The sequence below is a fragment of the Escherichia sp. E4736 genome (genome assembly GCF_005781225.1).
Classification (GTDB): domain Bacteria; phylum Pseudomonadota; class Gammaproteobacteria; order Enterobacterales; family Enterobacteriaceae; genus Escherichia.
In genome coordinates, this window is record NZ_VATT01000014.1 from 200850 (window position 1) to 216133 (window position 15284).

The window sequence follows — 15284 nt, forward strand, 5'->3', positions numbered from 1 at the left end:
GATCACTAAATTAGTGCACTGCCCTGCGGGGCTTTTTCTGCATGAATGATTTACTGGGTGTATGCTTACAGGCAACCAGAGGGAGACAGACTGACCTATGGATATTAATACGCTTATTTCACAATATGGTTATGCCGCGCTGGTACTTGGCAGTCTGGCTGAAGGTGAAACCGTCACCTTGCTCGGTGGTGTTGCCGCGCATCAGGGGCTGCTGAAATTCCCGTTGGTGGTACTTTCCGTAGCACTTGGCGGCATGATTGGCGACCAGGCGCTGTATCTGTGCGGGCGGCGGTTTGGCGGCAAGCTGTTACGACGTTTCTCAAAACATCAGGACAAAATTGAACGGGCGCAGAAGCTGATCCAACGTCATCCGTATCTGTTTGTTATTGGTACACGTTTTATGTATGGCTTTCGGGTGATTGGTCCGACGCTGATTGGCGCTAGTCAGCTACCGCCGAAAATATTTCTACCGCTGAATATTCTCGGCGCATTTGCCTGGGCGCTGATTTTTACCACCATTGGCTACGCAGGTGGCCAGGTGATTGCGCCGTGGTTGCACGAACTTGACCAACATTTGAAGCACTGGGTTTGGTTGATTCTGGTTGTGGCTCTGGTGGTTGGTGTTCGCTGGTGGCTGAAACGGCGCGGGAAATGAAACGCCGGTGAGGTCCAACGTTTCTCTGCTTAATACTTGATAAATGAGACATCAACCGCGTTTGTAGCCCCCGCCCAGCGCACTGGTGAGTTGAATGGAGGCATCCAGCCATTGCCCTTGCAAAAGCAGGCCGTTGGCTCGTTCGCGAAGCGCCGGAATTCTGGCTTCACTGACGCGGGAACCCGCGATGATGCCCGCGTTAAATCGCGCCTGTGCCAGCCCCACCACACGCATGCCATCGCGCTCAATTTGTGCCTGATGCTGGTTTTTCTCTGCCAGTATCTGCACCTGACTCGCCGCCCGCGCCACATCGTTCACCGCCTCGACCACTGCTTTGTTGTAGTTGGCAATCGACAAGTTGCTTTCGGCTTTCGCAATATCAAGATTGGCATTAAGTCTGCCGCTGTCGAATATTGGCAATGTCAGCCCCGCCGTGACGCCCATCTGTTGGGCGGAGCTACGAAAAAGATCGCTTAAATGCAAAGCATCCTGTTGCAGGAAGGCCATCAGATTGATGTCGGGATAAAATGCCGCTTTTGCTGCGTCGATGGTACTTAACGACGACTCGACATACCAATGCGCCGCCTGCAAATCTGCCCGCCGGGCCAGCAAGGAATATCCCAGTTCATCAGGAAGCTGGCTTGCCACTTTCGGCAACGTGACCGGATGCAGCTTCAATGCGCTTTTCTGATGGTTGGTGAGCGCACTTAATCGCGCCTCGATAATTTTCATTTTACCCGCGACATCGTTGAGCTGTTGCTGGGTTTTACTGGCATTAATATCGGTTTCCACACCTTCAACCGAAGAGGTAATTCCACGCTGATAGAGATGGCGATCGGTCGCAATAATGGTGTTCTGCTCTTTTTCGATTTGCAGCAAAACCGTGTTCAACGCCGCCTGAGTTTGCCAATCCCAGTACAAACGGGCCACGCTGCCAGCCAGCAATTGCCGGGTCTGCTCACGTTCCGCCACCCGAGCTTTTACTGAACCGAGGCGAGCAGTAACTTCCGCCCGATTCTTTCCCCAAATATCAAGATGCCAGCCCGCCGTTAAACCAAAAGTACCGTTGGTATACCACGGCCCCGTGGTACCGGCAGCAGGATCGTTCAGGGCAAACGGCCCCATTAACCCTTCAGCCGACATTTTTTGCCGTTGCATATCCGCAGAAAAATCTACCTGTGGGCCATCCTGGGTCGCTACTGCTTTCGCCTGCGCTTCAGCCAGTTGAATGCGCTGTTCAGCCACCTGCATATCCGGCGCGTTCTGTATTGCATTATTAATTAAGGAAGTGAGTTGATTATCGTGGTATTCCAGCCACCACTGGCTGTCTGGCCAACCGTTTTTCAATGCCGCAGGTAACGCAGTGTCCACTTGCGTGGCAGGCGTTTGCAGGTTTAACGCCTGACGAGTTTCGTGCACAGGCGCACACCCAGCCAACAAAATTAAAAGCGGAAAACAGAAGCTTGCTGCATTAAATGAATCACGATTCATGGGGAATAATCAGGTAAGAAACGGTGCGCGGAGATTACCGTGTGCGGCGAAATATTTTTTAGTTTCACGTGGCAATACATCAGCGGAAATAAAACGACATATCCAGAAAAATATACAATAAGTGAATGATATCCTCTGATTTATCTTAATCGTTTATGAATGACGGCAAAGAGTTTCATTTTTTCCTATACTTATTCAGCACTCACAAATAAAGGAACGCCAATGAAAATTATACTCTGGGCAGTATTGATTATTTTCCTGATTGGGCTACTGGTGGTGACTGGCGTATTTAAGATGATATTTTAAAATTAATTAATGTCATCAGATTCGAAAATAACGAGAATATTTCAGTCTCTCATCCTGTTGCGCTCCTGTCATGTGCATTGCTTCATATAATCACTGGCGCAAGGAGCGCGCAAGGGGCGGCCAATCGCCGCCGCCCCCTGCACCCCCGGGCTCTGGCGAACAAAATCGCCGCTGCGCGGTGCCCTCGGCTTATCCCTTACGGCTACCGGGTCGGGCGCGAGGTAACATCCCTGTAAGACGCGCCCTCAGCCCACATCCATGTGGGCTGCCCCGGCCTTCAGGGAACGCCTCGGCGATTTTGACGCCACCAAACAACCGTGCGGCCTATTGATAAAGAGCTAACACATTGTCAAAAAAACATCACTATAGTTTTTTAGAGTTTCTCGATATCAATTGCCTGAATAGCCCTTGCAATATCAGGGGAATTATTCAACACCCGCACATGCTGAAATAATCCCGTTGCTTCATCATATTCTTTACGTAAATAACTCAACCACTGCTTGATCCGCGCGACGTGATATAACCCGGTATCCCCCTGTTTCTCCAGACGGGTATACTTTTGCAGCAATGCAACGACCTCCGGCCATGGCATTCGCGGTTCGTTATATTTCACCACCCGACTCAGGTTGGGAATATTGAGCGCCCCGCGCCCAATCATCACCGCGTCGCAGCCGCTGATAGCCATACATTGCTGCGCACTCTGCCAGTCCCAGATTTCACCATTGGCAATTACCGGAATATTCAGCCGCTGGCGAATCTCGCCAATCGCCCGCCAGTCAATATGCTCCGCGCGGTACCCCTGCTCTTTTGTCCGCCCATGCACCACCAGCTCCGTAGCACCAGCCTGTTGAACAGCATCGGCAATTTCAAATTTTTTCTCGCCACTGTCCCAGCCCAAACGCACTTTCACGCTGACAGGCAAATGCGCCGGTACGGCTTCGCGCATCGCTTTCGCGCCCTGGTAGATGAGTTCGGGATCTTTCAGTAACGTTGCCCCACCACCGCTGCCGTTAACCGTTTTCGACGGGCAGCCGCAGTTAAGATCCACGCCCCAGGAACCTAATTCCACCGCACGGGCGGCGTTCTCTGCCAGCCATTGCGGGAACTGCCCCAGCAACTGTACGCGCACCAGCGTACCTGAAGGAGTACGGCTGGCGTTTTGTAGCTCAGGACAAATGCGATGAAAAACTTTTACCGGCAGCAGTTGATCCACCACGCGAACAAACTCAGTGATGCACAGATCGTAGTCGTTAACTTCGGTCAGCAATTCGCGCACCAGAGAGTCAAGTACCCCCTCCATTGGCGCCAGTAACACACGCATATCATCACCCGCAAAAAAATGAGGCGCTATGTTAGCGCCTCCGGTCAGCGGATTAAAGGTCTGCCGAGTGAGATTGCTGCAAAGCTGCAATCCCTCTCTATGCTTGATCTATGGCAAGCACGCTTTCTGTTGCAAAAAAGCAGATTTGCCTGAGTTCGCTGCTCACATCGTCATACCCAGGCGCGAAAAATAAGCGATGAATTCTTAATGTGATCGGTAGCACATTTTATGAATTAATTGTATGATGAATCCATCTCATCTGGGGTGTTGATTATGAGTAAGACACTGAACATTATCTGGCAATATTTACGCGCTTTCGTCCTGATTTATGCCTGCCTGTATGCAGGCATTTTCATTGCATCCCTGCTACCGGTAACCATTCCGGGCAGCATTATCGGGATGCTGATCCTGTTTGTCCTGCTGGCCTTGCAAATTCTTCCGGCGAAGTGGGTCAATCCGGGGTGTTACGTTTTAATTCGCTATATGGCGCTATTGTTTGTGCCGATTGGCGTAGGCGTAATGCAATATTTTGATTTACTACGCGCGCAGTTTGGCCCGGTAGTGGTTTCCTGTGCAGTCAGTACGCTGGTGGTTTTTCTGGTGGTGAGCTGGAGTTCTCAACTGGTGCACGGTGAACGTAAAGTCGTAGGTCAGAAAGGATCAGAAGAATGATGGCAAATATCTGGTGGTCATTACCGCTGACGTTGATTGTCTTTTTTGCCGCCCGCAAGCTGGCGGCGCGGTATAAGTTTCCCTTGCTTAACCCGTTGCTGGTGGCAATGGTGGTGATCATTCCTTTTTTAATGCTAACCGGCATCTCTTACGACAGCTACTTTAAAGGTAGCGAAGTGCTAAACGATCTGCTGCAACCGGCGGTCGTCGCACTGGCCTATCCTTTATATGAACAGTTGCATCAGATCCGCGCCCGCTGGAAATCAATCATCACCATCTGTTTTATCGGCAGCGTGGTAGCGATGGTGACAGGGACTTGCGTGGCATTGTTGATGGGGGCTTCACCGGAAATTGCTGCGTCAATATTACCGAAATCAGTCACTACGCCAATTGCGATGGCTGTCGGCGGCAGTATTGGCGGTATTCCGGCAATCAGCGCAGTTTGTGTCATTTTCGTCGGGATCCTCGGCGCGGTCTTTGGTCATACGTTACTTAATGCGATGCGTATTCGTACCAAAGCGGCGCGCGGTCTGGCGATGGGGACGGCTTCCCACGCCCTCGGTACGGCGCGCTGTGCTGAGCTGGATTATCAGGAAGGCGCATTTAGTTCGCTGGCGCTGGTGTTATGCGGGATTATTACTTCGCTGATCGCGCCGTTCCTTTTCCCAATTATTCTGGCAGTAATGGGCTAAAATTTGCGATGCGTCGCGCATTTTTGATGTACGTTTCACTTGTTGCATAATTAATGAGATTCAGATCACATATAAAGCCATAGCAGGTTCGTAAACTGTTATCCCATTACATGATTATGAGGCAACGCCATGCATCCACGTTTTCAAACTGCTTTTGCCCAACTTGCGGATAACTTGCAATCTGCGCTGGAACCTATTCTGGCAGACAAGTACTTCCCCGCTTTGTTGACCGGGGAGCAAGTCTCTTCGCTTAAGAGCGCAACCGGGCTGGACGAAGACGCGCTGGCTTTCGCACTGCTACCGCTGGCTGCGGCCTGTGCGCGTACGCCATTGTCGAATTTTAACGTTGGCGCTATTGCACGCGGCGTGAGTGGTACATGGTATTTCGGTGCCAATATGGAATTTATTGGTGCAACAATGCAGCAAACTGTTCATGCCGAACAAAGTGCTATCAGCCACGCCTGGTTAAGCGGTGAGAAAGCTCTCGCGGCCATCACCGTTAACTACACGCCTTGTGGTCACTGTCGTCAGTTTATGAATGAACTGAACAGCGGTCTGGATCTGCGTATTCATCTGCCGGGTCGCGAAGCGCACGCACTGCGTGACTATCTGCCGGATGCCTTTGGACCAAAAGATCTGGAGATAAAAACGCTGCTGATGGACGAGCAGGATCACGGCTTTGCGTTAACTGGTGATACGCTTTCTCAGGCAGCGATTGCCGCGGCAAACCGTTCGCACATGCCTTACAGTAAGTCACCAAGCGGTGTAGCGCTGGAATGCAAAGACGGTCGTATTTTCAGCGGCAGCTACGCTGAAAACGCCGCATTCAACCCGACTCTGCCGCCGTTGCAGGGTGCGTTAATTCTGTTGAATCTCAAGGGTTATGATTACCCGGATATCCAGCGCGCGGTTCTGGCAGAAAAAGCCGATGCGCCGTTGATTCAATGGGATGCAACCTCCGCAACGCTGAAAGCTCTCGGTTGTCACAGTATCGACCGCGTTCTTCTCGCTTAAGCCTGGTGCCGGATGCGGCGTGAACGCCTTGTCCGGCCTACAGGTCTGGCACGCTGATAAGCGTTGCCTCAGGCTTGTCAGCGCTCTCCTGATGTCGAAAATCCCGGCAAACAGTTTACCGTTTCTTGCGCAAAAGCAGCGGGTAAAGTAGCCTGATAAAAATTTCCCGAGATCGAGTCTTCTGCATGTTAAAGCGTCTGTTCTACAGCCTGTTAGTCATGATCGGCTTGCTGCTGTTGACTGTGCTCGGCCTCGATCGCTGGATGAGCTGGAAAACCGCGCCTTATATCTACGACGAGTTGCAGGATCTCCCCTACCGTCAGGTCGGCGTGGTGCTTGGCACAGCAAAGTATTATCGCACCGGAGTCATTAATCAGTATTACCGCTACCGTATTCAGGGAGCGATTAATGCCTATAACAGCGGTAAGGTGAACTATCTATTACTTAGCGGCGATAACGCGTTGCAAAGTTATAACGAGCCGATGACCATGCGCAAAGATTTAATAGCCGCTGGCGTCGACCCCTCTGATATTGTTCTCGATTACGCGGGCTTCCGAACGCTGGATTCCATCGTACGCACGCGCAAAGTGTTCGATACTAATGATTTCATTATTATCACCCAGCGTTTTCACTGTGAGCGGGCATTATTTATCGCTTTACATATGGGTATTCAGGCCCAGTGTTATGCCGTACCATCGCCAAAAGATATGTGGTCTGTCCGTATTCGCGAATTTGCCGCCCGTTTCGGCGCGCTGGCTGACCTTTATATTTTTAAACGTGAGCCGCGCTTTTTAGGTCCATTGGTCCCTATTCCGGCAATGCATCAAGTGCCGGAAGATGCGCAGGGCTATCCCGCCGTCACGCCCGAGCAGTTACTTGAATTACAAAAGAAACAAGGAAAGTAGTTATGGATGTACAGCAGTTTTTTGTCGTTGCCGTTTTTTTCCTAATCCCTGTATTTTGTTTTCGCGAAGCGTGGAAAGGCTGGCGTGCTGGCGCGATTGATAAACGGGTTAAAAATTCGCCGGAACCGGTGTATGTCTGGCGCGAAAAAAATCCGGGACTCTTCTTTGCTTATATGGTGGCGTATTGCGGTTTCGGAATTTTATCTATTGGCATGATTATTTATCTTATTTTCTATCGTTAATATTTCCCTCTCCAGATAATTATTGAGAATAATTATTACTTCACCTGATAAGCTGCGGATATCACATTCTTAACCGCGGCTATTTGTGAATCCTTTCACAGTTTAAATTTCCCCGCACGCTTAGCCTTAATATCAATACATTATTATTCACTAAACGCTCGCCTTAATTACCTATAGCATTAAGGAAGATCACATGCCGCAACAAAATTATCTGGATGAACTCACTCCGGCTTTTACGCCTTTACTGGCGATTAAAGAAGCCTCTCGCTGTTTATTATGTCACGACGCGCCCTGTAGTCAGGCTTGCCCGGCGCAAACCGATCCGGGAAAATTTATTCGCTCAATTTATTTTCGTAATTTTAAAGGTGCTGCCGAGACAATTCGCGAAAATAACGCGCTCGGTGCCGTTTGTGCCAGAGTGTGCCCGACGGAAAAATTATGCCAGCGCGGTTGTACACGAGCCGGTGTCGACGACCCAATTGATATTGGCCGCTTACAGCGTTTTGTTACTGATTTCGAACAGCAAACCGGAATGGAGATTTTTCAGCCCGGCAGTAAAACGCTCGGCAAAGTGGCGATCATTGGCGCAGGCCCTGCCGGGCTACAAGCGAGTGTGACACTGACCAACCGGGGATACGACGTCACGATTTATGAAAAAGAAGCACAGCCAGGTGGTTGGCTGCGTAATGGCATTCCACAATTTCGTTTGCCGCAATCGGTGCTGGATGCAGAAATCGCCCGTATCGAAAAAATGGGGGTGACCATTAAGTGCAATTGCGAGATTGGTAAAACACTCACGCTGGAACAATTGAAAGCGGAAAACCGAGCGGTACTGGTGACTGTCGGTTTATCGCGCGGTGCCACCCTGCCGCTGTTTGAGCATAGCGATGTTGAGATCGCCGTCGATTTCCTGCAACGCGCTCGCCAGGCACAAGGCGATATCAGCGTCCCGCAGAACGCATTAATTATTGGTGGCGGCGATGTCGCAATGGACGTTGCCAGCACGCTGAAAGTTCTCGGTTGCCAGGCAGTAACTTGCGTTGCGCGTGAAGAGTTAGATGAGTTTCCGGCAAGCAAGAAAGAGTTCACCAGCGCTCAAAAATTGGGGGTATCGATTATCGATGGCTTTACGCCAGTGGCTGTAGACGGCAATAAAGTGACGTTTAAACACGTTCGTTTACCGGGCGAACTGACAATGGCGGCGGACAAAATTATTCTCGCTGTAGGTCAACATGCCGAACTTGCCGCTTTTTCCGCACTGGAACCACAGCGCAACACCATCGAAACGCAAAATTACCAGACCCGTGACCCGCAACTGTTTGCCGCTGGCGATATTGTTGAGGGTGACAAAACCGTGGTTTATGCAGTCAAAACCGGGAAAGAAGCCGCCGAGGCGATTCATCATTATTTAGAGGGAGCTTGCTCATGTTAACGAAAGATCTTTCTATTACCTTTTGCGGCGTGAAGTTTCCCAACCCGTTTTGCCTCTCTTCTTCGCCGGTTGGCAATTGCTACGAGATGTGCGCCAAAGCCTACGACACCGGCTGGGGTAGCGTGGTGTTCAAAACGATCGGCTTTTTTATCGCTAATGAAGTCTCACCGCGTTTTGATCATCTGGTGAAAGAAGATACCGGTTTTATCGGCTTCAAAAATATGGAGCAGATTGCTGAACATCCGTTGGAAGAGAATCTGGCCGCCCTGCGTCGGCTGAAAGAAGATTACCCGGACAAAGTATTGATCGCCTCGATCATGGGGGAAAATGAGCAGCAGTGGGAAGAGCTGGCGCGTCTGGTGCAAGAAGCTGGCGCGGATATGATCGAGTGTAACTTCTCCTGTCCGCAGATGACCTCCCATGCGATGGGTAGCGATGTCGGGCAAAGCCCGGAGCTGGTAGAAAAATATTGTCGGGCAGTGAAACGTGGTTCCACGCTGCCAATGCTGGCGAAGATGACGCCGAATATCGGTGATATGTGCGAAGTGGCGCTGGCGGCAAAACGCGGCGGCGCAGATGGCATTGCAGCGATTAACACCGTCAAATCAATCACCAATATCGATCTTAATCAGAAAATCGGTATGCCGATCGTCAACGGTAAATCGAGTATTTCCGGTTATTCCGGTAAAGCAGTGAAACCGATCGCCCTGCGCTTTATTCAGCAAATGCGCACGCATCCAGAGCTGCGCGATTTCCCGATCAGTGGTATCGGCGGTATTGAAACCTGGGAAGATGCGGCGGAGTTTTTATTGCTCGGCGCGGCAACCTTGCAGGTGACCACCGGCATTATGCAGTACGGTTATCGCATTGTGGAGGATATGACGAGCGGGTTGTCGCATTACCTTGCCGATCAGGGATTTGATTCGTTGCAAGAGATGGTGGGGCTGGCGAATCATAATATTGTTCCGGCAGAAGATTTAGACCGCAGCTATATCGTCTATCCCCATATCAATCTCGATAAATGTGTTGGCTGTGGGCGCTGTTACATTTCCTGTTACGACGGCGGTCATCAGGCGATGGAATGGAACGAGAAAACGCGTACGCCGCATTGTAATACCGAAAAATGCGTTGGTTGTTTGCTTTGCGGTCATGTTTGCCCGGTGGGTTGTATCGATCTCGGGGAAGTGAAGTTTAAGAAGGGAGAGAAAGAACACCCGGTAACGTTGTAAAACCAGCGTTGCATCCGGCATTTGGCATCTGTCGCCGGATGCGGCGTGAACGCCTTATTCGGCATACAAAATCATATAAATCAGTATGTTGTACTCATTGTAGGCCGGATAAAACGCGCCAGCGTTGCATCCGGCATTTGGCTCCTGTCGCCGGATGCGGCGTGAACGCCTTATCCGGCCTACAAAACCATATAAATCAGTATGTTGTGCTCATTGTAGGCCGGATAAAACGCGCCAGCGTTGCATCCGGCAATACCCACATTCACATCACTTCTTACGTGCGTATTTCAGTGAATCCAGCGCCACGGCGAAGATAATAATCGCCCCTTTGATGATGTACTGCCAGTACGGGTTTACGCCGATGTACGTCAGGCCATAGTTAATGACCGTAAAGATAATGACCCCGGTCACTACACCAATGACCGTCCCCACACCGCCGCTGAACGATACGCCGCCCACCACGCACGCCGCGATAGCATCCAGCTCATACATGAAGCCGAGGTTGTTGGTGGCAGAGCCGATACGTCCGGCTTCTAACATCCCGCCGAAGGCATAGAACACGCCAGACAACGCGTAGATCATCAGCAGGTTCAGGCCAACGTTGACACCAGAAACTTTCGCCGCTTCCGGGTTACCGCCAATGGCAAAAATGTTCTTACCGAAACGGGTTTTGTTCCACAGCACCCAGACGAAGGCCACCGCAATCAGGGCGTAGAAGGTGATGTAAGAGAGACGGAAGCTCCCCAGCGCAATAAAGCCCTGGGCAAAAGTGGAGAAACCACTGTCAAAACCAGAAATAGGCGACGCACCAACAAAGTCGTAATAGAGCGAGTTAATGCCATAAACGATGATCATCGTACCGAGAGTGGTTATGAACGGCGTTACGTTGAGATAGGCGATAATCAGCCCGTTGATCAAACCGATAACCGCGCCAATAGCACAGACAATCAGAATAACCAGCGCAATCGGCATCGTAGCCATTTCCGGGAACACTTTGTTGGCGTTATCCATCGACTGCAATAACGTCGCCGCTACAACTGCCGCCAACCCCACCTGACGACCAGCGGAAAGGTCAGTCCCCTGGGTGACAATTAACCCTGCCACGCCGAGCGCAATAATAATACGCACCGATGACTGGGTGAGAATATTACTTAAGTTCAACAGACTTAAAAATGTTGGGTCCTGGAAAATAATAATCGCCAGCAAAACTAAAAGAACGACGTAAATACCGCCCTCTTTCAGGTAAGTAAGAAAACTTTTCTTATTTAACGCACTCATGGGAAGCCCCTAATCTTAAAGGTGCAAAGACGCAAGACGCAGAATTTCGTTTTGCGTTGTTGTTTTTGTATCGACAATTCCAGAAACGAGACCATTGCTCATGACCAGAATACGGTCTGTTATCCCTAACAACTCTGGCATTTCAGAGGAGATAATAATAATCCCCTTGCCTTTCTTCGCCAGTTCGGCAATTAACTGATAAATTTCAAACTTCGCTCCGACATCAATACCGCGCGTCGGTTCGTCGAGCATTAATATTTCTGGTTGCGTTAACAGCCAGCGACCAATAATCACCTTTTGCTGATTACCACCTGAGAGCGAACCAATTTGCGTACGATGCCCTGGCGTTTTTACCCGCATCGAATCAATCACCCACTGGGTATCGCTTTTCATCCGCGAGTTATCCAACAAGCCCACTTTATTTTTGTAGTTGCGAATATTGGAAATTAATGAGTTAAAGCCAATATCCAGATAGGCATAAATTCCCGTTGAACGGCGTTCTTCAGTTACTAGTGCAAATCCGTGGTTAATGGCTTCGTTGGCATTATGGTTATTGATCTTTTTGCCATGCAACGTAATGGTGCCAGCAGATTTCTCGCGAATGCCAAATAATGTCTCAACAATATCGGTACGTTTCGCCCCCACCAGCCCGGCAATACCGAGGATCTCCCCTTTATGCAGGTCAAACGAGACATCGCGAATCGATGGCTGGCGTAGTGACGTCAGGTTACGCACTTCGAGGATCACTTCGCCCGGCTTGTTTTCTTTATCCGGGAAACGCTGGTTAAGAGAACGACCAACCATCATGGCGATGATCTTGTCCATCGTCAGCCCTTCCAGCGGTTCGGTAGCGATCCACTGACCGTCGCGCAATACGGTGACTTCATCACATAACTGGAAAATCTCTTCCATTTTATGCGAGATATAGACAATACCGCAGCCGCGTTCTTTTAATTTACGAATAATAGTAAACAGATGATTGACCTCTTTTTCGGTTAACGAAGAAGTCGGTTCATCCATAATCACAATTTTCGCGTTATAGGAAAACGCTTTAGCAATTTCGATCATCTGCATTTGCGAAACAGATAATGTACCGACGCGCGCACGCGGATCGATATCAATATCCAGTTCATCAAAAATCGCTTTAGTTTCGCGGTACATTTTGTCCTGATCAACAAACATGCCTTTGGTGGGATATCGCCCCAGCCACATGTTGTCCATCACCGAACGTTGTAATACCAGGTTTAACTCCTGGTGTACCATCGAAATACCATTTTCCAGTGCTTCTTTGGCAGAATGAAAATCGATCTCTTTACCCTGAAATAAAATGGTGCCGGAATCTTTTTGATAGATACCGAACAAGCATTTTAATAATGTCGATTTTCCCGCGCCATTCTCACCCATTAATGCATGGATGGAATGTGGCCGAACTTTTAAATTGACATTATCAAGAGCCTTAACACCGGGAAAGGACTTGTTGATACCGCTCATTTCCAACAAGTATTCACCTGATGACGGAATCGTTGAGCTGACCATATAATTTTACCTTGTTGGTCATACAATAAGGGCGCAATAAACTATTGCGCCCGTTCAGTCTTATTTCTTGCTGAATTCAGCCAGGTTATCTTTGTCTACGCCAACATAAGGTACGCGAACCACTTTGTTGTCGATTTTCCAGTTGGTGCCGTCAGCGGCGCCCTTGCCATCGGCCAGGTTTTTCGCCAGATCAAAAGTCGCTTTCGCCTGGTTGTTGGCATCATTCAGTACGGTACCCGCCAGCGCACCGGATTTCACCAGCGCCAGAGCTTCTGGCAGCGCATCGACGCCAAACACCGGAATGCTGGACTTGTTGTGTGCTTTCAGCGCTTCAACCGCACCCATTGCCATCGCATCGTTGTTAGCAATAACCACTTCGATTTTGTTGGCGTTCGGGCCAGACAGCCAGGCGTCCATCTTATCTTTCGCCTGAGCAGTGTCCCACATAGCGGTATCTAACTGTAACTGTTCAGTTTTGATGCCTTTGTCGTTCAGTTCTTTAATCACGTAAGTGGTGCGTGCTTCTGCGTCCGGATGGCCCGGCTCGCCTTTCAGCAGTACGAACTGAATCTGACCGTCTTTGTTCAGATCCCACCCCTGATTCGCCGCCCAGTGTTTAGCAATCAGATCGCCCTGGATAATGCCGGACTCTTTGGAGTCAGTACCAACGTAGTAGGCTTTGTCGTAGCTATCCAGTGCCTTACGGGAAGGTTCTTTGTTGAAGAAAACCACCGGCACGTTTTGCCCGCGCGCTTTCTCAATCACCGTACCCGCAGCTGCCGGGTCAACCAGGTTGATTGCCAGCGCCTTCACCCCTTTCGCCAACAGCACGTCAATCTGATCGTTCTGCTTGGACTGGTCATTCTGTGAATCATTCATCAGCAACTGGACGTCTGGTGCTGCTTTCGCATCCTGTTCGATAGCCTTACGCACAACAGACATAAAGTTATCGTCATATTTATAAATCGTCACACCAATACGGGTATCAGCAGCGTGTGCAGCGGCGCCGAATAACATGCTGGCCATCACAGCAGACAGGGTTAACACCTTCTTATTCATGGTATCTCCGGTTTTTCTTATGCAGGGTAGTGCTTGAGATAAATGCTCGGCGGGCCAGTATGGTTAATGAAGTGTTACTGAACGCCGAAGCTCATTTTTAAAAATCCGTTCGTCCATGCCCGGTAACGCTCCATAAAACGGCTCTAATTGTTGTTATGACGCCATAACTTCGATAAAAGCGATCATTCGCTGTTACATACAAGTTACAACGTTAAAACGGTGCAATCATAGCTACCGCATTGTTAACATACTGTGAAATCACTCACAAATTGAAAGCGGTTACATCCTCTGATTTGCTCAGTTAGTGATCGCCGCCGCATTCTGGCGTATTGCAACAGAATGGCGACGCACTAACGTCGGCATAAAACAGTGGCTGGCACGCGGATCAATGTTGCCTACTGCCCCCTGCAAGGCCAGTTCCGTGGCTAATTTTGCCATCGAAGCAATGGGGTAACGCACGGTCGTTAATTGCGGGTCGGTGTAACGAGCAATGGGGATATCATCGAAACCGATGATTGAGAGATGTAACGGAATCGCAATGCCATTATCTTTTAATGCCGTCAGAGCGCCAGCGGCCATATTGTCGTTATAGGCAAATACAGCGGTAAGTTGTAGATTGCGCCCGAGTAGTTCAACCATCGCCGCCTCGCCGCCTGGCATATCCGGCGTCCCCGTGCCAATCCAGCTTTCCGGCGGAACAATATCCTGCTCTTTCAGCGCGCTTATCCAGCCCGCTTTACGCATTGCGTCATCTTCAATGCTGTGGCTGGAAGAGAGATAACCGATACGTTGATGACCGTTATTCAGCAACATGCGCGTCGCCATTCTGGCGCCGCTAATATTATCCAGACAAACACAGCGATGGGCATAGCCAGGCACAACCCGATTGATGAGCACCATGCCAGGAATGTTGTCCATAAATTGCGCCAGCTCGTCGTCACTTAACGCTTTTGAATGAACGATCAACGCGTTACAACGCTGGCGGATTAGCACTTCGATGGCGTGACGCTCTTTTTCCGCTTCATGATAGCTATTGCCAATCAACACATATTTCTGATGTTGCTGGGCAACGAGATCGACGGCTTTAACCAATGCGCCGAAAAATGCATCTGAAACATCCATGACCACCACACCGATGGTATCGCTCACCTGAGTTGCCAGCGCCTGTGCATTGGCATTTGGCCGATAATCCAACTCACTCACCGCTTTCATAACTGCTTCACGCGTGTCGGCACTTACCAGCGTGCTGTTATTGAGCACCCGGGAAACCGTTGCCACAGAGACGCCAGCCTGACGCGCTACATCACGAATGGTGATCATATTCACTACCTGTTATGAGATTGCAGTAGGTTACTGCTTGCTGGCGGCTATTTTGTCAGCACTGAATACAGGACTTCGTGAATCGAGTCACAGCAATGGAAACGGTTACAGCCGTTTTGTTAATGAATGTGA

Annotated in this window: 15 protein-coding genes; 9 read left to right on the plus strand and 6 right to left on the minus strand. The window is 49.9% G+C overall.

Annotation, left to right across the window (positions count from 1 at the left end; all coding sequences use genetic code 11):
* Positions 1–97: 97 nt before the first annotated feature.
* A complete protein-coding gene (locus tag FEK46_RS10195; RefSeq protein WP_135559388.1) occupies positions 98–655 on the plus strand; it encodes a DedA family protein in 558 nt (185 codons plus the stop codon).
* Positions 656–706: 51 nt separating this feature from the next.
* On the opposite strand, the gene mdtQ is transcribed toward FEK46_RS10195, so the two are convergent.
* On the minus strand, positions 707–2146 hold the full coding sequence (gene mdtQ / locus FEK46_RS10200) for a multidrug resistance outer membrane protein MdtQ (RefSeq protein WP_135559387.1): 1440 nt from the start codon (positions 2144–2146) through the stop codon (positions 707–709).
* A gap of 222 nt (positions 2147–2368) precedes the next feature.
* Between mdtQ and yohP the strand changes: the two genes are divergently transcribed.
* Positions 2369–2452, plus strand: a complete 84-nt coding sequence (yohP, locus tag FEK46_RS23675; protein WP_000691708.1) for a small membrane protein YohP — start codon at positions 2369–2371, stop codon at positions 2450–2452.
* Between the two features lie 373 nt (positions 2453–2825).
* Here yohP and dusC read toward each other — a convergent pair whose 3' ends face one another.
* The gene (gene dusC, locus FEK46_RS10210) at positions 2826–3773 is read right to left on the minus strand and encodes a tRNA dihydrouridine(16) synthase DusC (protein ID WP_135492788.1); all 948 of its coding nucleotides are present in this window, start codon (positions 3771–3773) and stop codon (positions 2826–2828) included.
* Positions 3774–4046: 273 nt separating this feature from the next.
* Here dusC and FEK46_RS10215 point away from each other — a divergent pair, with 273 nt between their 5' ends.
* From FEK46_RS10215 to preA, 7 genes are all read left to right on the plus strand, one after another.
* On the plus strand, positions 4047–4445 hold the full coding sequence (locus FEK46_RS10215; RefSeq protein WP_001295452.1) for a CidA/LrgA family protein: 399 nt from the start codon (positions 4047–4049) through the stop codon (positions 4443–4445).
* Entirely contained in the window at positions 4442–5137 is a 696-nt protein-coding gene (locus tag FEK46_RS10220) for a CidB/LrgB family autolysis modulator (protein WP_130207051.1), read from the plus strand. Before FEK46_RS10215 ends, FEK46_RS10220 begins: the two co-directional genes overlap by 4 nt.
* 129 nt (positions 5138–5266) lie before the next feature.
* The gene (gene cdd, locus FEK46_RS10225; protein ID WP_135521915.1) at positions 5267–6151 is read left to right on the plus strand and encodes a cytidine deaminase; all 885 of its coding nucleotides are present in this window, start codon (positions 5267–5269) and stop codon (positions 6149–6151) included.
* A 185-nt stretch (positions 6152–6336) separates the two neighbouring features.
* Positions 6337–7056, plus strand: a complete 720-nt coding sequence (gene sanA, locus FEK46_RS10230; protein ID WP_130207054.1) for an outer membrane permeability protein SanA — start codon at positions 6337–6339, stop codon at positions 7054–7056.
* Between the two features lie 2 nt (positions 7057–7058).
* A complete protein-coding gene (locus tag FEK46_RS10235; RefSeq protein WP_130207056.1) occupies positions 7059–7298 on the plus strand; it encodes a DUF2542 family protein in 240 nt (79 codons plus the stop codon).
* Between the two features lie 193 nt (positions 7299–7491).
* The gene (locus FEK46_RS10240; RefSeq protein ID WP_135492790.1) at positions 7492–8730 is read left to right on the plus strand and encodes an NAD(P)-dependent oxidoreductase; all 1239 of its coding nucleotides are present in this window, start codon (positions 7492–7494) and stop codon (positions 8728–8730) included.
* The gene (gene preA, locus FEK46_RS10245) at positions 8724–9959 is read left to right on the plus strand and encodes an NAD-dependent dihydropyrimidine dehydrogenase subunit PreA (RefSeq protein WP_135559386.1); all 1236 of its coding nucleotides are present in this window, start codon (positions 8724–8726) and stop codon (positions 9957–9959) included. Before FEK46_RS10240 ends, preA begins: the two co-directional genes overlap by 7 nt.
* Positions 9960–10226: 267 nt before the next feature.
* On the opposite strand, the gene mglC is transcribed toward preA, so the two are convergent.
* From mglC to galS, 4 genes are all read right to left on the minus strand, one after another.
* On the minus strand, positions 10227–11237 hold the full coding sequence (mglC, locus tag FEK46_RS10250; protein ID WP_001275110.1) for a galactose/methyl galactoside ABC transporter permease MglC: 1011 nt from the start codon (positions 11235–11237) through the stop codon (positions 10227–10229).
* 15 nt (positions 11238–11252) lie between these two features.
* The gene (mglA, locus tag FEK46_RS10255; RefSeq protein WP_135559385.1) at positions 11253–12773 is read right to left on the minus strand and encodes a galactose/methyl galactoside ABC transporter ATP-binding protein MglA; all 1521 of its coding nucleotides are present in this window, start codon (positions 12771–12773) and stop codon (positions 11253–11255) included.
* A gap of 60 nt (positions 12774–12833) precedes the next feature.
* Complete coding sequence (gene mglB / locus FEK46_RS10260; RefSeq protein WP_001036964.1) at positions 12834–13832, minus strand: galactose/glucose ABC transporter substrate-binding protein MglB; 999 nt, start codon at positions 13830–13832, stop codon at positions 12834–12836.
* A 297-nt stretch (positions 13833–14129) separates the two neighbouring features.
* A complete protein-coding gene (gene galS / locus FEK46_RS10265) occupies positions 14130–15152 on the minus strand; it encodes an HTH-type transcriptional regulator GalS (protein WP_135559384.1) in 1023 nt (340 codons plus the stop codon).
* Between the last annotated feature and the right edge of the window lie 132 nt (positions 15153–15284).